Source organism: Tritonibacter scottomollicae, from assembly GCF_003003215.1.
In the GTDB taxonomy this organism is placed as follows: domain Bacteria; phylum Pseudomonadota; class Alphaproteobacteria; order Rhodobacterales; family Rhodobacteraceae; genus Epibacterium; species Epibacterium scottomollicae.
The window spans coordinates 287,624-308,635 of the sequence record NZ_PVUF01000002.1 but is presented as its reverse complement, the minus strand read 5'-3'; the positions used below and the strand labels follow the sequence as shown (position 1 = coordinate 308,635).

Annotated in this window: 12 protein-coding genes and 1 tRNA gene; 4 read left to right on the top strand and 9 right to left on the bottom strand. The window is 59.8% G+C overall.

The features are described from left to right. Positions 1-20: 20 nt before the first annotated feature. Positions 21-1,046 carry a LacI family DNA-binding transcriptional regulator gene (locus CLV89_RS05310; protein ID WP_106162727.1) on the bottom strand — a complete coding sequence of 342 codons (1,026 nt, stop codon included), beginning with the start codon at positions 1,044-1,046 and terminating at the stop codon, positions 21-23. Positions 1,047-1,169: 123 nt separating this feature from the next. On the opposite strand from CLV89_RS05310, the gene CLV89_RS05305 reads away from it, so the two are divergent. Then, positions 1,170-1,246, top strand: a tRNA-Arg gene (locus CLV89_RS05305). Positions 1,247-1,371: 125 nt separating this feature from the next. Here the strand turns inward: CLV89_RS05305 and CLV89_RS05300 are convergent. Continuing rightward, entirely contained in the window at positions 1,372-3,252 is a 1,881-nt protein-coding gene (locus tag CLV89_RS05300) for a TniQ family protein (RefSeq protein ID WP_133166702.1), read from the bottom strand. 553 nt (positions 3,253-3,805) lie between these two features. Further along, positions 3,806-5,596: an ATP-dependent nuclease gene (locus CLV89_RS05295; RefSeq protein WP_165798089.1), complete on the bottom strand. Its 1,791-nt coding sequence runs from the start codon at positions 5,594-5,596 to the stop codon at positions 3,806-3,808. A 296-nt stretch (positions 5,597-5,892) separates the two neighbouring features. On the opposite strand from CLV89_RS05295, the gene CLV89_RS05290 reads away from it, so the two are divergent. Beyond that, the gene (locus CLV89_RS05290; protein ID WP_106162726.1) at positions 5,893-7,332 is read left to right on the top strand and encodes an IS1182 family transposase; all 1,440 of its coding nucleotides are present in this window, start codon (positions 5,893-5,895) and stop codon (positions 7,330-7,332) included. A gap of 302 nt (positions 7,333-7,634) precedes the next feature. On the opposite strand, the gene CLV89_RS05285 is transcribed toward CLV89_RS05290, so the two are convergent. From CLV89_RS05285 to CLV89_RS05260, 6 genes are all read right to left on the bottom strand, one after another. Beyond that, positions 7,635-8,231: a hypothetical protein gene (locus CLV89_RS05285; RefSeq protein ID WP_133166701.1), complete on the bottom strand. Its 597-nt coding sequence runs from the start codon at positions 8,229-8,231 to the stop codon at positions 7,635-7,637. Positions 8,232-8,527: 296 nt separating this feature from the next. Further along, positions 8,528-8,902 (bottom strand): hypothetical protein, encoded by a 375-nt coding sequence (locus CLV89_RS05280; protein WP_106162588.1) that lies wholly within the window; start codon positions 8,900-8,902, stop codon positions 8,528-8,530. A gap of 232 nt (positions 8,903-9,134) precedes the next feature. Then, on the bottom strand, positions 9,135-9,488 hold the full coding sequence (locus CLV89_RS05275) for a hypothetical protein (protein WP_106162587.1): 354 nt from the start codon (positions 9,486-9,488) through the stop codon (positions 9,135-9,137). Beyond that, on the bottom strand, positions 9,485-11,353 hold the full coding sequence (locus tag CLV89_RS05270) for a TniQ family protein (protein WP_106162586.1): 1,869 nt from the start codon (positions 11,351-11,353) through the stop codon (positions 9,485-9,487). The genes CLV89_RS05275 and CLV89_RS05270 overlap by 4 nt, the downstream gene beginning before the upstream one ends. Beyond that, complete coding sequence (locus tag CLV89_RS05265) at positions 11,350-11,616, bottom strand: hypothetical protein (RefSeq protein WP_106162585.1); 267 nt, start codon at positions 11,614-11,616, stop codon at positions 11,350-11,352. Before CLV89_RS05265 ends, CLV89_RS05270 begins: the two co-directional genes overlap by 4 nt. After that, on the bottom strand, positions 11,613-12,758 hold the full coding sequence (locus tag CLV89_RS05260; RefSeq protein ID WP_207796887.1) for a metallophosphoesterase: 1,146 nt from the start codon (positions 12,756-12,758) through the stop codon (positions 11,613-11,615). Before CLV89_RS05260 ends, CLV89_RS05265 begins: the two co-directional genes overlap by 4 nt. Positions 12,759-13,224: 466 nt before the next feature. Here CLV89_RS05260 and CLV89_RS05255 point away from each other — a divergent pair, with 466 nt between their 5' ends. Both CLV89_RS05255 and CLV89_RS05250 read left to right on the top strand, forming a co-directional pair. Further along, positions 13,225-14,829: an exonuclease domain-containing protein gene (locus CLV89_RS05255; RefSeq protein WP_065322945.1), complete on the top strand. Its 1,605-nt coding sequence runs from the start codon at positions 13,225-13,227 to the stop codon at positions 14,827-14,829. 246 nt (positions 14,830-15,075) lie between these two features. Then, entirely contained in the window at positions 15,076-20,928 is a 5,853-nt protein-coding gene (locus CLV89_RS05250) for a DUF3320 domain-containing protein (RefSeq protein ID WP_106162583.1), read from the top strand. Positions 20,929-21,012: the final 84 nt, after the last annotated feature.

Sequence of the window (21,012 nt, the reverse complement as noted above, 5' to 3'; positions counted from 1 at the left end):
CTTCATCCAAACGATTTGAATCAGCGTCTTTTCAGCGTATCGCCGTATGAAATCGTCGGCGTCAGCGTCACATGCTTCTCAAGCTCCACATCCGGATCTTCGAGTTGCGCCGCGATGATCTGCGCGGCCTTCATGCCGATTTCCTGACGGCACGCATCCATCGTAGCCAGCTGACGCGGCAAACCCGCTAGCAATTCGACCCCGTTGAAGCCTGCGAGGCCAATCTGGCCAGGCACGTCGATTCCCTGATCTATCAAGGACAACAGCCCGCCGGCGCCAATCATGTCGTTGGAGTAATACAGAAAATCGAGTTCAGGCGAGCGTTCAAGCATCGCCTGCGTCATTTCACGCCCCTTCGCAAGCGCTGAACCGCCGGAGTAAAACTCGCGATCCTCGATCTCGATACCCTCTTTCGCCAGCGCTTCGGTGAACCCTTCGAACCGTTTGCGGGCGCGATGGTCCAGCGGCATTTTGGTACCCATGAAGCCGATATGGCGGTACCCCGCCTTGAGGATTGCCTTGGCCATCTCTCGCCCTGCACGACGATGGGAAATCCCGACCATGGAATCCACAGGGTTCCCGTCGGTATCCATGATCTCGACCACGGGGATGCCAGCAGCCGCCAGCATCGCGCGCGCTGGGTCGGTATGCTCCAAACCTGCGATGATCACACCGGACGGCCGCCAGGACAGCATCTCGTAGAGAACTTTTTCTTCTTTCTCAGGCTGATAGTCAGTGACACCGACCACGGGCTGTAACTCGGTATCCTCCAGCACTCGGTTGATCCCTGTCAGGACCTCCGGAAAGACCATGTTGGACAGCGATGGAATGATCACGGCCACCAAGTTCACCCGCTTGGAGGCCAGAGCGCCGGCGATCTTGTTGGGAACGTAGCCAAGTTCCTTTGCGGCAAGCAACACTTTCTGACGGGTCTTCTCTGACACATCCCCCCGGTTGCGAAGTACACGGCTGACGGTCATTTCCGACACACCGGTGGCGTCGGAAACATCGCGCAGCGTCAGCGGACGCTTGGAGTCGTTGGTCACGTGCTTGGCCTCTTTGCTTTGTTGCATCGAGGTTAGCCAGTCCCGCAGAGGGACACAATGGCCCTTGCGCGCGCGGCATGAAGCTTGTGGTGGGAATGGCTATTTGCTATCGCCTCCCCCAACGGCCCCGTGGCTCAACTGGATAGAGCAGCCCCCTCCTAAGGGGCAGGTTGCAGGTTCGAATCCTGCCGGGGTCACCATTTCCCTATGTTCAGTCAGAGAAAGCATATGAATGCGCAAACGACAGCATAAGCCTGCGCAAGGGCTGTCAAGCACGTTTTTCGCTTGTCCAGAGTTTTGGCACGCGGGCCCTATTGCTCTGATTTCAATTGGTTTTCGTGATTTCTTGAACATCTGAGAGCAGGTAGATGCCCTCGAAGACCTCGTCGCCAGCGGAGAATGGCTGCGTGCCATGGTGCTGGACTTGGCTGGTGATCGTCCGACGGTGAACGCCTGCCTTCCTCGCGAGCAGCGCGGTTGTCGTGAATCGCTTGTGGAAGGCAGCAATGTCATCTTCCGCAAGTGACCATTGCTTGCGCTTCGTGACCGAGTTCGTGATCTCCGTGCCCGGACTGTGACCTGTCGCGACAAGCCGCACCATGTATTTCGGTTCGACCAGACCGATCTGCTTTCCGAAGACGCTGGCACTGATCACCTTGGTTTCAGGCCGATCGATGAGCACGTCTGGCGGCAAGGTCTTGATCAGTGCCTCGACGTCCATTCGATCGACCCTGATCGCATGAAAACCTTCCTGATCATCGTGGCGGAAGGCGGCCAGTCGCCCGTCCTGAATGGCTGCGATCAGCGCGGTGAGCCGCACCCCAAGCGCGCGCCTGGTCATCAGGAGTGTGTCGGCGTTCCGCGAGGCCTGTTTCTTTCTGAGGCGCGACGTCAGCGTTTCGCGCAATGCAGTGGCATCAGCCCGCCGCCACCTGTTCAGGACCTTCGCAGTCTTGAGGTATGGTCGCAGCACGCCCTCTGCACAAAGTGCTTCGAACTCCGTTTCGGTCGCGCTGAGTTCCGTCATTATGTCGGACCCGGGAACGAGATGCGGGATTTCCGCAAGGAAGGCCGCGTAGGCCTCTGCGTCGAAGGTCCGGGGGTGCGTCTGCTGACATTGTGTCGGGTCGAAGACGCCCTCAGCGGTCAGTATGTCCTGAAGCAGCCCTTTGTGCAGTCCTGTCTCTTCAGCAGCACTGGCGATGGTATGGAAGCGGCGCGTCTCCACCACTTGCCCTAGGAGTGTGTCTCCCGGCGCGATGGGCCAGAAGGTCATCAGTTCATCACGAATGATTTGCCGGAAGTCGTCGAATTCCATGCTGTCCGGGTAGGCCTCGACAAGTGTGTAAGATAGGCTCTTCAGGGGGGATTTTGAGATTGTGAGCGTGCCGTCGTCCCTGCGGAGAAGACTGCGCACCGTGGCGCGTATTGCGTCCGGCCCGGAGCTGATGACACCGAATCCGGCTGCCTTGGCCGCGCGGTCATTGGGGGTCAGACTTTGATGCCGGAGAATATCTTCGCCGAGCGCCAGACACATGGTCATGCCCGCGAAGCTGGTCTGGGTCCGCAGCCATGTCAGATCTTGGTTCTCGGATAGTCGCTTGTCGAGCCAGGCATCGTAGGCGCTGACCGCGACGCATTCAGTCTTTGCTGTCATTGATGTCAGGTCTGGCAACAGTGTGCGCAGGTGTGCGCCCATGTCTTCACGACGTACGGGATTGCCTTCTGTCCAGAGCGGGACAAGAGGCTGCTGATGAGTTATGCAGATGTCGACGCCACGGCACAGCCAATGCCCTTGCATGGCCATGTTTGCGAGGGGAACACCGGGCGCGGCTGCTTGCTCTGCAAGACACCGCAAGCAGCCACGCACCACGGGATTCCTGACCGCGCGTGAGACAAACACCTCTCCGCGATACTGCATCCGAACATCGCCCAGAGGCTCCCCCGTCCACGACAGGAGTGTGGTCATCTCCTCATCAGTGATCCCCGCGAGTTGGCCCACCAATTTGACCATTTCCGCATCCTGATGAACCACGCGCTTCAGGCTGCCCCCCATATCCATCGCGAAGCTGATGGCGTCGGTGCCGTTGGCGGCAGCGAGCCGAGCAAAGAACGAGGGAAATGTCTCGCGGGGGAGTGGTGTGACGGTAAGGGGCAGCTGGTAAACCATATCATGCCGATACAGGAGTTGAGATTGACCTTCCACATGCCCCTTCCTGGGCGTGCCCGCAACCGATGCCCGAGAGCGTCACACAAACCAGAGAGATTGCGCCGCCACCATGCAGGGCAGCGATCATCCATGATGATAGGAGCTTCCAGCCCAGTACTTTCATAAACCTGTCAGAACAGTCTGATCAGCAGCCGGAATGGGCTATGCCGCGAAAGCGGACTTTGAAATCCCACTCGGTGAATAGCAGGTGTCAGCCCAACTACGACATTCATGCGAGGTGCAGCGAAACCTCTGCTGTAAGGCGACGAGTTCCCGAAAGCTGCCATTCAGTAAGCGGCGGCTGCTCTTTCGTATGCTGCGGTCAGCACCAGGGGCAGCGAAGCGCAGGAAGCTGCCGCTGCAAAGTTGCGAACCGTCTTCGCCCATCGGAACCAGACCGGCCCTTTCCGGTCATTCGTGCGATGTGCGGCGGATGACCGATCACAGCCATGTCCTGCAATTCAAAAGTAGAAACTATGGTTCAAAACGCGGACCACTATAGCTGCATATTCTAAAGGTCACGACTTTAACTAAGGAACGTAGGCAGGCTTCAATCAACACGAGCAGCTTCAAACGCAATTAACCCTTCGATAATCGAAAAAACTTGATCAAATGCATCGAATGCTTCAGCGTCAAAGCTCGGAACAATCACTTCTGCGAAGTCAGTTTTCCCATTTCCAACGTCTTTAAAATGTGTCACGTCATCAAGTGGTTTCTCTACCTTCTGGGTTCCTACCATAGTGCTGGCCTTCTTGCCTTTGAGGGCGAGTCGCTTTCCATCCACGGATTTCCCTAAGTGTTCGTCACGAAACAAGAATTCAATCGGCAGATTCTGGTACGCTGCGCAATCATCTCTGAAATCTGGCGCAGGCAGAAGAGCTGCGTAGGATTTGCCATGCATTCCGCGCTTTGCTTTGTGGCCTACAACATCGAACTCCACGAAATTCTTGTCTAGCTTGTATGCTGCGATGCCTTCAGGGTCTCTATCGAACAGCGCAACGACGGTGTTGGGGTGATCGGCCGCGATGGCCTTGACGCGCAGAGCCAAGCTGCCCGCGCCGCCGTTTCCTGAACCGGCCTGTTCCCCGCCCGTTTCACAACTCCGTATTTGAAATGGCGGCGTTCCTCCGCGCCGCTTTTCCCATGCTAAAAGCAAAATCTTGGCGTCGGTTCGGCCTTCGGTCAAAACGACGGGCGTTGTGATCTCCGCGAGTTCCTGCGCTAGATTTGTCGCAGCCTCCTCGGCTTGCTTGGCGCGGGCCTCAATCTCGGCGACTTGCTTGACGGCTTCCGCCACCGCCGGGAGGTAGAAACCATCTTGAAGCGCACTTTGGGCGTCAAATTCTTTCAAGTCCTTCCCCTGTGTGGGAGTGGAAAGCCCCTTTGAATTCTTGCTGACATAATACTTCGCCACAGAAGGGTCATCCAGCAGGTAGAAGGATGGGCTGTGAGTGGTCATTATCACCTGGACGCGATCACCCTTTGCCAACGCCAGCATTCGAGAAGCTTCGGACTGTGAGGCAACGAAATCGAGAGAGTTCTCAGGTTCTTCAAAGCCCCAGATATGGAAATCAAATTTGTCTTTCTCAGAAATGAAATTCAGCAATTCTGGAATGTGCCGAACCTTGACGCCATCTCCTCGCTGACGGGTGAGAGACTTGGGCGTCAATTCGCCATTGGCGAGTGTTTCAAAGTCGAGTGTCTGGAACAACTGACTCAATTGAGTTGGTGCGCCGATTTTGGTGCTTGAAGATACTTCTTCAGGAAGACCCTTAAACATCTCGCTTGTCATTTTCTGCAATTGGTTCGAAAAGTCGCCGATGGCCTTGGTGAAATCAGCGGATTCGGAGATTGTTTCGTGGATGCTGGCGAGCAGCATTTCAAAAATACTAAGATCCTTAATGGCGGGGATATAGATGAATTTAATTTTGTTGAGCAGTCGGGTAACAAGATAGTGCTTCTGCTTTGGAATGTGTCGCGAAATTTCTTCGTTGTAGTCGGCGCCGCGAGAGACAGTCCATTGTCGTTTTATCGAGAAGGTGGCTCCGAGTGACTTTCTGTAGGACGAGGGCGTATTGAAAGTCACTTTTACATAAAGGAATTTCCGAACATCGTCGGCGACCTCTGATTCCGAGAGTCTTTGTTCACAGAAATCGATAGGGAAGTCGAATGGGTGAGAGTGTTCTGGGCGGCCTGCGAAGAACAAGTTTAGGGCGCGGACCACATTACTCTTCCCTGAGTCATTCTTCCCAAAAATAATGCTTAGGTCGCCGAGGTCTTTCAGCCGAAATTTATAAAAACTCCGAAAATAACGAATTTCAATTTCTTTAATAAGTTCCAAACGCAACGCTCCATACGTTCTCGCTAAATTTCTGCAATTGGGAAGACTGCAACTTAAGGTCTGTCCGCTCCGACATAAGTTTGACTGCGGTGGTGCCTTTTGTCGAGCGTCGTTGCACTTAAAAAAGGAAAATGGGGCACTGCAGACCTTCATGAGCTCCGCAGCGAATGACCCCTTTCCGCCCCTGCCAGTAGGCAGGGCAATCAGATGCAACTGCAGAACGAATGTCGCCTTTGGGCTGAGGGTGTGTGGAAACTCCAGATGATGTATATTTTATGCAAAGGCTGGAGGCAGGCATGTCGGGATATATCGAGAGTGTGGAGCGGGGTCAGGTTACGCTTTTTCCAGACCGGCTTGAGGACTGGATCGAAGAGGACAATCCGGTTCGCGTGATTGATCTCTTTGTGGAGGAGATTGATCTTGGAGAGATCGGTTTCCTGAGAACCTTGCCGGCGCGGACAGGGCGGCCTGGGTATCATCCATCGGTGCTGCTGAAGCTGTTCATCTACGGCTATCTGAATCGCGTGCCCTCCAGCCGCGCGCTGGAGCGGGAGGCTGGTCGCAATGTCGAGGTGATGTGGCTGACCGGGCGGTTAGCTCCGGACCACAAGACGATCGCCGATTTTCGCCGCGATAACGGCCCCGCCATTCGGCGAACCTGTGCGCAATTCGTCGAGCTCTGTCGCCGGATCGGGGTGCTGAAGGGGGATTGCGTCGCCATTGATGGCTCCAAATTCAAAGCGGTCAACAATCGAGATAAGAATTTCACCAAGGGCAAGATCGCCAGCCGCACCGCCCATCTGGTCGCGAGCATTCAGCGTTATCTTGATGAAATGGTCCGGATCGACCGTCAGGAAGAGGGTGAGGTCCGGGCCGAGAAGATCGCCAACCTGGCGCAACGCTGCGAGCGCATCCGGCAGGAGATCGAGCGCCTGGTGGACATGGGTGAGGCGCTCAGACAGTGCCCGGACAGTCAGATCTCTCTGACTGATCCGGATTGCCGCTCGATGGCCACCAGCGCCAAAGGCAGCGGTTTTGTTGGCTACAACGCCCAGTCGGCGGTGGATACCGAGACCCATCTGATTGTCACGCATGACGTGATCAATGCCGGGCACGACCGTGAACAACTGTCGCCGATGGCCAAGGCGGCGAAGGCCGCTCTCGTGCGCGACGAAATGAGCGCGGTGGCAGACAAGGGATATTTCAGCGGCCGGGAAATTCTGGCCTGTCACGAGGATGGCATCACCACGACCCTCCCCCGGCCTGAGACCTCGGGCAACCGCAAGAAGGGCAAGTATGTGAAGGCCGACTTTGCCTATGACGCGGATGCGGATAACTACCAATGCCCGGCAGGCGAGACGCTGTCATATCGCTACACGACTGAAGAGGGCGGCCTGGTGGCGCGGCGATACTGGACCACCGCCTGTCTGAGCTGCCCCGTCAAGGCGCGCTGCACCACGGGCAAGGAGCGCCGGATCACCCGATGGGAGCACGAACATCTGGTCGACGAGATGCGCGACCGCCTGATCCGCGCCCCGGCCCTGATGGGCCTCCGCCGCTCGACCGTCGAGCACCCGTTCGGCACGATCAAGGCCTGGATGGGAGCGACGCACTTCCGGATGCGAACGCTCAAGAACGTCCGAACCGAGATGGCATTCCATGTCCTCGCCTATAACATCAAACGGATGATTTCCTTGATCGGGGTACGTGGGCTTCTGACCGCCATCCCGGCCTAAACCCGGGCGTCCGGCTCGAATTACACCGCAGAAAACGCCCTGAGAGCTCGGTTTCCGCCTCCCTCCGGCGAAATGTGCCCCGAAATAGCCCAGAAACCGGAAAACCCAAAAGAAACCAGTAGAAAACCCTGAAAGCCGAAATATCAAAAGAGTTTCCACACACCCTCGGCTGGCTGGCGTCATCTGGCCGCTTGGATCTGGTGCGAATTCGCTGCAACCTTGCTGCCGCAGCGCCGCAAGGCGGCTTGGAGCCCAAATTGTCGGATGCTGCAGTTGCAAGGGTTTGCCAACATATCGGTGGTTCAAGCTAGTACTTGAACAGCCCAAAGATGAACCAAATCACCATACCCCGACATCAGTGTTCCGAGTACAAGCATTGATAGCTCCACTGTTCTCCGGAGCGCATCATGTGCGGGTTTGAGTTTTTCGTGTATGCGGACTGCCTCGGCGGAAATCTCTTCGGGGAATATTGACCTGCCATCGATGTCTCTGGTCATGAGCAGCGTAAATGGAGATATATCTAGGAAAATAACTGCGACGCTAACTGAGATCCAGATTGAGCCAAACCTCTGCGTGTCCTCGGCACCATAGTTTTGAAATATCAGTACGTTACCGACCAGCAAGAGTAATAAAGCCGCCAACACCCTAAGCATTCCAGAGAGAGCATGGAAAATGCTTATGGCAGTTGCTAACTTACGGAAGAACAGCTTCTGATTTTCAGACAGCTCATCAAATTTCGAAGTCAAGAGTTGGGACGCACCGGGGTAAACTCTCTCTAAGAGAGCGATATACTTTTGTAGAAGCCAAGCGTGCATTTCGAGCCTTTCGCAATCGCGTCGCTCCGCAACTTCTAATCCTTCAGGAGAATTCAAGCTACAGCAGAAAGATCGGCTGATCATCCGGTCTCATTCGATGGCAAACAGCAATAGTTCGTCACTTTCAATGTCTGCTTCGTCCGCCCTGCCGACCTTCAGTCTCCGAAAATGCTGCGCGATGCACGAATGGCTGGTCTGCTGTATCTGCACCGCGGCGGTCGGCCAAGGGCCGAACCGCCCGCCTTGGGCTGGACCGGTCAAATCCATCGCCAAGCGCGACCGGCTTCATCCCAGAGCCGGAAGCAGCGGCACTTCTGGCTGAGGTCTCCCACCTGCGCATCAAGCAGACTTCGCTGACGTACGAAGGTATCGAGGTGAAGTCACCTCGCCGCTGTATCGTCAGCCGCCCTCGAGAGAAGTGCTTCAAGGAGCCCCGGTTCAAGCCAATTCCGGTCTTCAAGAATTTCTGCATCGACAACGGTCGGTTGACGCTTCAGCTCGGCTAAGCCAGACGCCATGATGCGTGACATACGATATCCGTCGCGAGGGCATAGATAGACAGAACCTGATCGACCAAGGAAGCGGTATTCGACGTCATCCGCATGAACGGCTTGGATACCAGAGTTTATGCGCCATGCATCTCCACTGAGATACCCGCCTCGCCAGCCGCCCAACACTCTGAGCTGAGTGAAAGCTCTGTCCCGCGTCGCAAACGAAACGTTCAGGATCACCCAGTCGTCAGGTGAATAGTCCATGTGAGTCTTCTCCTTAGTTCGTTGTCGGGAGTGCAATGTGTGGTGGGCGTGACACCGCCGGCCAGGGATGAAGCCCGATGCAAAGACTGCATCGCGGTTTGCGCTCGTCATGCCGTGAAGCGGGGTGACCGAGGGCTTTGGGGGATCCCGTTTCAGCTCGACCGCAATGCTGGCCAAGTGGCCTGGTCTGTCTCGCAAGTGGTATGCCTCGCGTGGCGAAGCCGCTCGTCACCTACTTGTCGTCGAACGGAGCCAGGATCGTTCTCAAGAATTCATATGTCTCTTCCGCCACGTCCTCCGCAGCTGAAGCAGGCAGGTCGTGATACCAGAATGACATTGGCAGGGTTGGCTGAACCCAAGCGGGCTTCGCGTAGGTGTTGTCGAGACGAGCGATAAATTCCGCAAACTCGGCCTCATGGGCTTTGATGGCTTCGCTCCGGGGGCCAGTAAGTTTTTCGCAGTGAACGAAGACAGTGCATTTTTCGCCCAGAACCAGCGCGTATATGCATGGGATTTGATGAGCCTCGCAGTAGTTGGCATGATCAGTCACATCATTGCGGTCATATGTTGTGATGAGGTATTTCATTCCCCGTCTTTCCCCTTGTTTAGAAGGCTTCTTGGTTTCGTGGTTTCAAGGTCAGCTGCGGTAGCGACATTGCGCTCGAAAACCGCGCCGTAGTCCTGCCCGTCTGGACTGAAAGGCTTGAGACCCGCGGCCGCCAGCTTGGGCCGGAGCGCCTGCCAGGGCATGCCAAGCTCGACGGCCAGGCCGCGCAGGGTCACGAACTGCTCATGGAAAGCGGCGAGGTCGCCTGGCGCCAGGAAGCGCTGCCGTGCCTTGGTCTTGGGGTGTCGGCCTTCCGTGGACGGGACATGCCCCTCGCGCACCAGCCGCATGGCGGCGGAGCGGGTAAGACCGCACTGGCGAGCGAAGACGTCGATACTGAGACCCGGCGCCTCGGGGCGTTCCAGAAGGCGTTCGATCTCGCCTTTCGTGACGACGATGCTGGCGTAGCCATCACGGTTGGTGTGTCGGCCGATCCGCTGAACCTTGCCGTCCTCGAGCAGCTTCAGGACTGTGCTGGGGGAGACCTCGAGGCTTCGCGCGGTCGTCGGGATGTCGTCCCAGCCGTGCATGGTTACATAGATTGGCTCGGCACCGGTCAACAGGCTTTCCAGATGCAGGTGCGCGGCACGGACGTCCCAGAGTGGCTTGTGGTCTCCACCGTCGATCACGGGCGGGAAATGCCCCTCTTTTCGCAAGAGCTCGAACTGCGAGCGTGACATGTTCAATGCTTCCTGGAAGTCCTTTGCGGACACCAGGGTGTTGATCCGTTCGAGATGCGGCTGCGCTGCCTTGACATCGAACAGCTCCCATTGGTCATCGCGGCCGGTCTCGACGGGCTGGACGAGATCGACATCGACCAGCAGCTTGCGCAGGCGCCGGGGATCCATGCCAAGCTCGCGGGCGGCGGTGCGGACCGAGTGGACCTTTCGCTCCAGCACAGGCTCACCCATGAGATCGTCGCCCGGGCCAAGTGGCCAGGTGCTTGCGATGTGGTCACGGAGAAGTTCCCGGAAGGGTGCGTAGGCCTCGCCCAAGAGGTCGAACGCGAGCCGGTCATAGAGCGCGTTCTTCTTGGGGCCGTCGGTCGGCTCGCCAATGGTCTCCTGCAGCTGCATCAGGGTATCGCGGACTGTCGCTTCCCCTTCCGTCGCGAAGCGGAAGCCCATCTCGAAGGACATCCAGGCAAGTTCCGGGCCGAACTTCTTCCACTTCGGGTATCTGACCGCCCAAATGGCGCGCCCAAGGAGTTCACAAAAATGCGCGGCGGCGTAGAGATCGAACTGATCCAGCCAGCTCTCCGTGAGGGTGCCCGCCAGGCGGGCCTCAATCCATTCATCGAACGGGTTGGGGGCGCGAAGCTCTTTGTTCAGTTTTCCAGCCCATACGCCGGGCGCGATCTCGGCCAAGCGAGCGGCAGCGTCGTAGCGTCGGCTGACATTGGCCTCGGCCCATAGCGGAACGAGGGGATGGTGATGCTTCAGGCAAAGTGTCACAGGCCGGAAGAGCCAGTGGCCCCTGATGTACATGTCGCCTTCAAAACTGTCTGGGGCGGCTTCCGCATCCTCCCGCAGACAGGCAGGGCAACCCCGGACGGTGCTTTCCTTGATGGCCTTGGCATGAACGCGATTGCCGCGGAACTCATGCTCCCGGTTGCCCAGGTGGCGCGGAGACCAACTCCGCAGCTCCTCGACATCAGTCGCGCTGAGATCTGCCAGACGGGCCAGGACATCGGGCTTGCCGTCAATCATCTTGGTGAATGGCAGCCCCATGTCGGTACAGAAGCCCGCAGTATCCACGCCGTTCATCGCGGCGAGGCGAGATACGAAGGAGAAAGCAGTTTCCCGATCCTGGAGATCGGGCGCGAGGGGGAGTGGTGTAGTCAACGCGGGGCCTCGTGGTCTTTTTGGTCGTTCTCACCAAGCTCAGCCTCTTCCGTGCGAGAGGGCCTCGCTTCGGGGCATCGATCCTGATGAGCGTAAAGCAGGTGGCCGGGGATCGGCGGGGCGCTTTCCACGAAGCGTCTTACGCGCTCGGGATCAGGTTCAGCCGAGCGCGTCGTCCGCAGGTAGGCGATGACGACATGGAAAAGGCCAACTAAGCAGGCCAGCATCCCCGAGATCGAAATGATCGCATCAAACGGCATCATTCAGAACCTGGCCGTGTCTGGCTGAGCGCGACGATGACATCAGTTGCGTAGTATGCGTCTCCTTCTGGTTCCACGGGGCAGGCGCATCCCCTTAGTGCGTAGCGCAGAAGGGCGCGCGTTTCGGGTGCGAGTTCGTCCACCAGGACAGGAACGCCGGTTTCGCTACACCGAAGCGCGTACTCGAAGTCCTGCTCGAGTTCCTGTCGATTGGCCGGCAGACCTCTAAGCTCATTCGAGGATTGCGTGTCCAGCGCCGGCGCAATAAAGCAGACCTCCGCCAAATCATCCTCGTCGTCGCCATGATCTTCGTCCGGATAGCCGATCGAGATGTTCTGAATGCGTGTGCCAGCAACTATCGAGGATAGCCTCCGGTGCGAATGCCCGAAGAACCAAGAGTCGATGTCGCTCCGCTCGAGGACTTCGGTCAGGTTTGAATGAAAGGCTGGCGTGAGACCAGAGATTGGGCCTGCGGCGGACGGGTGCGGGCCATGATGCGTGATCACGAAGGTCCTGCCATTGCCGGCGAAATGTGGGGTCGCCAGTCGTTCTTCCAGCCAAGCGCGGTGTTCCCGATGCACGGCGATTATGTCCTCAGGTGTAACCGGGACTATGCGGCGCGGCAGCACCTCGTCCGGGTCAAGCGACACATGACCGGGCGCTTCGATGGAGATCATGTCGAAGTCGCGCATGAATCGACGGGCGAAGTTCTTGGCAGCCTCCTGATCCCCCAGTAGGTCAAAGTCCGTCCATAACGTGGCGCAGAGAAATCGGTCGCTGCGGTGGCGGAGTTCGGTCTTCTGCGCGAACCAACTGCCGCTAGCGTGAACTAGGGCACGGAGCCGGTTCTCGTCGTCCAGCCGCCCAGAATAGTAGTCGTGGTTTCCGGGGACGATGTAGATGCGATCGGCGGGTACATAGCGGGTCAGATATCCGAGCGCGTATTCCAGAGCCGGGCCGAAGGTGTCGGACAGGTCACCCGCGACGATCAAGGCGTCGACGTTTTGCTGGAACAGCCGATCTTCGAGGCCATGAAACTCGAGCGGGTTGCTTCCATTCCAGAAATAGGACTTGAGGTGGAGGTCGGCTATTACTGCGACCGCTCCGCCATTGTCCGGGATTTCGATAACGGTGGGGTTCGGCAACTTGGGCTCCTGGACGACCGACATTCCCCCCCCCGCAAGAGAGAGTGGGCATTGACGCCTGACGGGCCATCTAAGAGACTGATCCATCGGCATTTCTGTTAGGTCTGTCGCAGCCTTTTCACGTGCGCAAGCCCCTCGCAGCGCCCACAATTTTTTCGCAAAGGTCGCGGTTCTACCGGAGGCCAAGAGCTGCGGGCCGTAATCGGTTTTCAAAATATTATTCGCAAACGCTCTGAAGGCCAGATTTCAGAGTTTTTCGCAAAACCCGACGCAGCCATGCTCGCGAAATACGGATCGGAGGTGTTAATTTACCCCGAATCTGACGGCATTGGCCGAATCGCGTTTTCCTGCATCACGGCTGAATGCAAAGTGCGATCCCGCGCTGGCGGCGCCCGAACGAGGAGGGTATCTGGGGCATTGTTAGCGGTATCGCCTGGCAGTGTATCGAGAAGGATTGAGGCACGACATGACTATCCCTACCGCAGCCGAGATCCTAGCAATGCTGCGTGCGGCGACCCCGCGACCGACCTCTGAAACGCCTGATGATGCGCGTGGCATCTACGGGCTCTTCGACCACACCGGAGCCTTCCGCTACATTGGTTCAACCTCTTCGGCGTCCGAGACCTTCCGCAAGCGCATCCATCAGCGCCACCGAACCGGGTCCGAAAGCACCAGCCACTACTTCTCGCGCATGTACAACACCGGGCGGATGTGGCGGTTGCGCAATGACCCGGCCACGAAGGCAGATGGGGACATCGCCAAGGCCCTGCGCAATGCCTTCATCGCGCGCCATTGTGCGGCCGTCTGGGTGCCGCTGCCGGATGATGCGGATATCGCCGGCATCGAGGCCCGGGTCATCGCGCTTGCGCCCCAGGACATGATCGCCTGGAACCGCCGCGGAATGGACCCCTACGAGGAGCCGACGACCCTTGTCGATGCCCTGATCGAAGAGCTGGACCTCAGCCCCTTCGAGCGCGCGGCCCTGGGGCGCCAGCTTGCGCGGTCCCGTGAGGATGTCCAGGCAGCCGGACCCCGCGATGTCGCTTCCGCGAACGACGCGCTGCCGAAACTGCCCGATGGCCCCTTCCGGTTCTTCGCCCTCGATGTGGAGACCGCAAACCATGATCGCGCAAGCATTTGCCAGGTAGGGATTGCCTGCGTTCTGCCCGATGACCGCATCGAGACCTGGGTAACCCTTGTCGACCCTGGAATGGATCACTGGGTTTTCAGCGGGTTGCACGGCATCACGCCTGGCATGGTGGTCGGGGCGCCCACGATCGGAGAGGTCCTTGACCTGTTGGAGGAACGGCTCGCGGGTTGCCCGGTCTATCAGCATTCCGGGTTCGACCGCAGTGCGATTCGCGCCGCCTGTGCCACGCTTGACCGGCAGGAGCCGGGCTGGAACTGGCAGAACAGCGTGACCGTCGCCCGCGCGGCATGGCCCGAGCTGAAGGGAAACGGCGGGCATGGCCTTGCCTCGCTCAAGCAGCACCTTGGTCTGAAGTTCGAGCACCACGATGCCGGCGAAGACGCGCGCGCCGCGGCGGAAGTCGTGCTGAGGGCGGAAGGCGGCGCGCGGGCTGTCGTGGAGGATTTCGATGTCATAGACGAGGAAGATGCCGGGAGCTCGCCGCGTGCGGCCGCCAACGTCCGTTCCGAGCTGTCATCACCTCTGGGAGACCAGACGCCCGAGGCTGATACACCAATCCGCGGTCTCGTTGGGCGGAGCGTGCTGACGCAGGGCAACCTCAATAACAATCACTTCTACTTGCGCGATTGCATCAGCTCTTTCCCGAAGGAAGCCCTTGGCGGGAGCAATAGGGCAAGTGCAGCCGCGCGGACCCTGACCATCAATTGGGGCGGAGCGCTTCCGGCCGTCACCGATATCGACCTGACCAAGAAGATCTTCCGTGACCGATCCTGGGTACGCAGCTTCTTTGCGGACAACGGTGCGCGTGCCGGAGATATCGTGGAAATTACCGAAACTGCACCCTTCTGCTATCAGGTGACACTTGTGCGAGCATCGGCAGGAAGTGAGCAGAGCGTTCGGTCGCGGCAACCGTTTGCGTAGGCGTGGGCGTCTTCCAGATTCTTCTAGTGGGTATGAGGGATAAGATATGCTCCAAATTCTGTTGGTTCTGACCTGACAATCTGAAACTTCCGGGGGCTGAGCGCCTGAAACTTCCTGCCGCAACTTCGCCAGATCGCGGGAGCATAGGCACGCTTTTCAATTCTTTGGTGAAACGACGGTGCAATTGACAGACACATTCTCGTATGAGTGACTGGCTTGGGGATTAAAGGGGCAGGTAGCGCAAGAATGTCGTTTGATACTTTTGGGGAAGAGGCGCGTGACCAGCTCGTTCTGGAGTTGTCCGTCGCTCATAAAGTAAACTTTGCATCGTCCCAGAACGGTGTCTCGGTTCTGAAAAGTGTCGTGTTGGAGAACCTTTCAGATGAGCCGCTGGAGAATATCACTCTCGAACTGACTTGCAGTCCCGGTCTGATCCGCCCGAAGAACTGGACGGTGGATCGACTGGCGCCGGGGCAACGACAAGAGCTGCGCGACCTGGAAACGCCTCTGGATACGGTGATCCTCGGCGGTCTCAATGAGGCAGAGTGGGGAGAGCTGCAGTTCGTCGTCAAGCACGGCGAGACGGAGCTGCTGCAGGAGCAGCGCCCGATCGAGATGCTGGCCCGAGACGAGTGGGGTGGTGTCGGCGACATGGCGCATCTGCTTGCGGCCTTCGTCTCTCCCAATGACTCGGTTGTCGCTGGTGTCCTCAAGGAGGCCAGCCGGCTACTGGAGGGGGCCGGACAGAGCGGTGCCATGGATGGCTACCAGACCCGCGACCCGTCCCGTACATGGATGCTGGCCGGGGCGATCTGGTCGGCCGCGACCGGCATGGGGCTTACCTACGCGGTACCTCCGGCGAGTTTCGAGTTGCGCGGCCAGAAGGTGCGCGACCCCGGCCGCATCAAGTCTGAAGGACTGGCCACCTGTCTGGATAGTGCTCTTCTGCTGGCCGGCTGCTTCGAAGCCGCTGGTCTCAACCCCGTCGTGCTCTTCTCCGACGGGCATGCCTGGACCGGGGTCTGGCTCACGGAGCGGGATTTCGGGACCATCAGCGAGCCCGACGTGATGACGGTCCGGAAGGCCATCGATGCGCGCGAGTTCGTGGTCATGGAGACCACCTTGCTGACGAAGAAACCCAGCGTCGGGTTCGAGCAGGCGGTTGATACGGCGCGCGAGCTGACCTCCGAGCGCAATGAGCACAGCTTTGTCATGGCAGTCGACATCCGGCGTGCCCGGGCGGCCCGGATTCGCCCGCTCGCCAGCCATCGCTCCGAGTTGGAGGCCGAGGCGGAAGACGTCGCTGCAAGTCCGGCAGCCCTGCCGCGCCCGCTGGATCTGGGCCTGCTGCCCGGCGAACTGATCGAGGATGAAGCCTCGACGCCAGCGGACCGGATCTCTCGCTGGCAACGCAAGCTTCTGGACCTGTCGCTGCGCAACCGGCTGCTGAACTTCAAGGACAGCAAGCAGACGCTCCCCTTCCTGTGCCCTGATGTCTCGGCACTGGAGGATCAGTTGGCCGACGGCAAGAAGTTCCGCGCGCTGGCGTTGAAGGACGAGGATCCGGTCGGCACGCGCGACCTTCTGGCGAAGGAAGAACCCAAGCTTCTTGAGGAAGTCGCGAAGGATGCCTTCGCAAAGGGCCAGATTGCGGTCCCGCTGACCCGCAAGGAAAGCGAGCGCCGGCTGCTCGAGCTGCACCGGCGCGCCAAAAGCGACATGCAGGAAGGCGGCACGAACACCCTGTTCCTGGCGGCTGGCTTCCTGCGCTGGAAGAAGTCCGAAGGGGACACGCGCAGCTACCGGGCGCCGCTGCTGCTGGTGCCGGTGAAGATCTCCCGCAAGTCCGCGCAGTCGGAGTTCGTGATCGAGCATCACGAGGACGACGTGCGCTTCAACACCACGCTGCTGGAGTTTCTCAAGCGGGACTTTGATTTGAAGGTGCCCGAGCTGGAGGGTGATCTGCCGCGGGATGACAGCGGTTTCGACCTGCCACGCATCTTCGAGATCATGCGCCGCAAGGTGCGTGATGTTGCCGGTTTCGAGGTGGTAGAGGAGCTGGCGCTTTCGACCTTCTCCTTTGCAAAGTTCCTGATGTGGAAGGACCTTGTAGAGCGGACCGACAGCCTGCGCGAGAGCGCGCTGGTCAAGCATCTGGTGGACAACCCGACCGAGCCTTTCCTGGCCGAAGGGACGCCGGGGCTGCCGGTCGCGGTCGACGTGGACCGCAGGCTGGCGCCGCGCGACCTCTTCACACCGCTACCCGCTGACTCCTCCCAACTCGCTGCCGTCCTGGCCGCGCAGGAGGGGCATGACTTCGTTCTGATCGGGCCGCCGGGCACCGGCAAGAGCCAGACCATCGCCAATATCATCTCGCAATGCCTCGCCATGCAGAAGACGGTTCTCTTCGTGGCCGAGAAGTCGGCGGCGCTGGACGTGGTGCAGCGGCGGCTTGCGTCGCATGGGCTTGGCGATGCTGTGCTGGAGCTGCACTCCAACAAGGCCGACCGGAAATCGGTGCTGTCTCAGCTGGGCCGCAGCTGGGCGCGGGCAGTGATCGGCACGAGGGGTGAGTGGATAAAGGTGACGGATGACCTGACGGTCACCCGCGAACAGCTGAACGCCTACGTCACGGCGTTGCACAAGAAGGGGACGCAAGGCTTCAGCGTCTTCCAGGCGATCGGGATGGCTGCCAGTCACGAGCAGCCGTTCAGTCTGACCTTCGCGAACAAAGATGCGCATGATGCGGAAAGCTACATGCACCTGCGGAAGTTGGCCAAAGCCCTTGGCCGATGCGAGGAGATCATTGCGGGCCGTAAACCGCTGCCGCTGGTCCAGGCGGAGGAGTGGTCCTTTGGCTGGCAGGCGGAACTCCTAGAACGAGGCGCGAAGCTGGGCACGGCCACCCGTGAACTGGCAGAGGCCGCCGAGGCGCTCGCGCGCCATGCCGGGCTGACCTGGGCGGGCGCGGGGGAGGCTTCCGAGGTCGCGCCGCTGGCGCGCCTCGCGTCGATCCCCGAGACTGGCGAGGATGTAAGCTGGTCGCTGACGCGGGATGTCGTCGAGATGCAGGCGCAGGCAGAGATGCTGACGGACAAGCTTGCCGCCTACACCGCCGCAGCCGGTCGAACCTCTGCGAGCTATCCGATGGCGCGGCTGGAAAGCATTCCGCTGGATCAGCTTGATGCCAACTGGCGACTCGCACAGACGAAGATGTGGCCGTTCTCGATCTTTGCCAAATCCTCGGTGCGCAAGCTCTTGCAGACCTATGCTGAGGGCGGAAAGGCCGATCCCCAATCCGATATCGTCGCGCTGGCAGACGCCAAGCGCGCTCGAGCCGAGGTCGAGGCAACTCCGCTCACCGGGTGTCCGGTGGTCAAGGGCGTGGAAACGGATCCGGTACGTCTTTCTGACTGGATGGATCAGGCGCGGGCGATGAAGACGGTATTCGCCGAGATCGCGCCCGCGGTCGCCGATCCGGACCGTTGGGATCTGGCCCGCCAGAATCTTGCCGAGCGGAACGGCGGTGACCTGCGGAACGCGATCACGCTCTTCCATCGCAAACATGAAAGCTGGCAGGAGCATGCCGGGGCCTTCGCGCAGACGGCGCATACCTCGCCGGAGGAAATGGCGCTGTCGGACCTGCTCGCATCTCTGCAGGCCGTCCAGGACAACAAGGAGCACCTGCAGGATTGGACCCGGTGGGTCGAAGTCCGCACACAAGCCAGTGGCGCAGGGCTTGAGGCCCTCGTCCATGCAGTCGAAGAAGGCCGGATCGAGGGCGATGTCGATGCAGCCTTCGCCTCGGCCTATGCGGCCTGGTGGTTGCCGCAGGCCATGGATGCGCAGCCAGAATTGCGCGGCTTCTCCCATTGGTCGCACGAGGACGCGATCAAGCGCTTCCGGGAATTGGATGACCGCGCAACGGAGATGGCAGCCGGGCAGGTCCTGTCTCGCATTCAGCATGGCTTGCCAGCCCAGGATGCCGTCGCGCGCCGTTCTGAACTTGGCACGCTGCGGCATCAGCTTGGGCTTCAGCGGCCCAGCATGCCGATCCGGGAGCTGATCTCGGAAATGCCCGACGCCTTCACCAAGCTGGCCCCCTGCGTATTGATGTCCCCGCTTTCGGTGGCGCAGTATCTCCCTGCGGGGCAGGCGGCTTTCGACGTGGTGATCTTCGACGAGGCGTCCCAGATCACCACCTGGGACGCGATTGGTGCGATCGCGCGGGGCAAGCAGGCGATCATCGTCGGCGACCCGAAGCAACTTCCCCCGACGAACTTCTTCGGACGCAGCGACGCCGGTGAGGACGAACTGCCCGAGGCAGAGCGGGATCTGGCGTCCATTCTGGATGAGGTCGCCGCGGCAGGCATCCCGACGCAGCAGCTCGATTGGCACTATCGCAGCCGGGACGAGGCGCTCATCGCCTTCTCCAACTGGCATTACTACGGCGGTCGGCTGGTGACCTTCCCGTCACCGGCAACGGCGTCGGAAGCGGTGAGCCTGCATCAGGTCGATGGCGTCTATGCCCGGGGCCAGGGCCGGACCAACGAGGCCGAAGCCCGCTCCATCGTGCGCATGACGGTGCGCCGCCTGAACGAATGGCTGACTTGGCCTGAAAATGAGCGGCTGACACTTGGTGTCATCACCTTCAACGCCGAGCAGCAGGGGCTGATCCTCGACCTGCTGGACGAGGAGCGGCGGAAGAATCCGGATCTGGAATGGTTCTTCGAGGATGCGCGGGAAGAGCCGGTCATCGTCAAGAACCTTGAGAACATTCAGGGGGACGAGCGGGACGTGATGCTGTTCTCGATCACCTTCGGCCCTGACCACGCAGGCAAGCTTTCGATGGCCTTCGGTGCTCTCAACGGAGACGGCGGCGAGAAGCGCCTGAACGTGGCGGTGACGCGCGCTCGGGCGGAGTTGCACGTATTTGCTTCGATCAGGGCCGATCAGATCGACCTGACACGCACCAAGGCCATCGGGGTGAAGCACCTGAAGGGCTTCCTCGATTTTGCAGCACGTGGTCCCGTGGCGCTTCCGGCGCAGGACGATGGGTCGCTTGGGCCGGTCGAAAACGTCTTTGAGGCAGCGATAAAGGCAGCCATCGAGGCGAAGGGCTGGGAGCTGCGTCCGCAGATCGGGGTGTCGGGCTTCCGCATCGACCTGGGCGTCGTGCATCCGGATCACGCGGGCGTCTACCTTGCCGGGATCGAGTGTGACGGGGCGACTTATCACGGCTCCGCCACGGCGCGGGACCGGGACAAGGTGCGGCAAGCGGTGCTCGAAAACCTTGGCTGGACGATCTTCCGGATCTGGTCGACCGACTGGTTCCGCAATCCTGCGGCTGTGGCCGAACGCATCCACACTGCGCTGTCGGAGCACCTCGAGGCGGATCGCGCCAAGCGGGCCGAAGAAGACGCGGTACGCGACGCCATGCTCGCCGAAGATGCCGATGAGATCGAGGTCTCACATGAGGCCGAGGAAGCAGAGGCCGCTGAGGTCGAGCTGCCGGTCGCGGAGGTTGGCGTTGAAGGAGACATCGCACCGTCAGAGCCTGTCCGGCAGGAGGCACAGTTTGCCCGTGCAGCGCCGTCAGCTGCCAGGCCGGAGGTCGGAGAAACTGGTTCGAGTGAAGCCAGCCCCGATCCCGAAAGGTTCTACGATGCGGACTACATTCCCGTCCTTGAGCGCCTGATCGCGGGCGTGGTCGAGCGCGAAGGGCCCATGCCGATAGCCTTGCTGGGCAAGCGGGTCTCCGGACTGCATGGCTGGCAACGGACGGGGAGGCGGATCTCGGAGCAGATCTCCAGGGGGCTTGGCCAGGTTGAGCTGCATCCCGAGAATGGGGTCGATTTCCTTTGGGCGGTAGGAACGAAAGCCGACCGGGTCGATTTCCGGTCGGGACTGGATCGCTCCATCCGGGATATTTCCCGCACGGAGATCGCGGAGCTTTATGATCGCCATGTGTCCGAGCTGAGCAGGAGCGAGGATCCCGTTCTCGATCTGGCGCGCCACGCCGGTATTGCCAGATTGTCGGCCGACGCGCGTTCATACCTGTCGGAGTGCCTGGGATGGCGATCCACTGCCAGTGAGTGAGGATGAGCGGTAGGGCGGTCGCGCCACTGCCCGCCGCATCAGGCGCGTCATCCTGTTCGGGCCCCACCGCAAAATTAAGGGGCT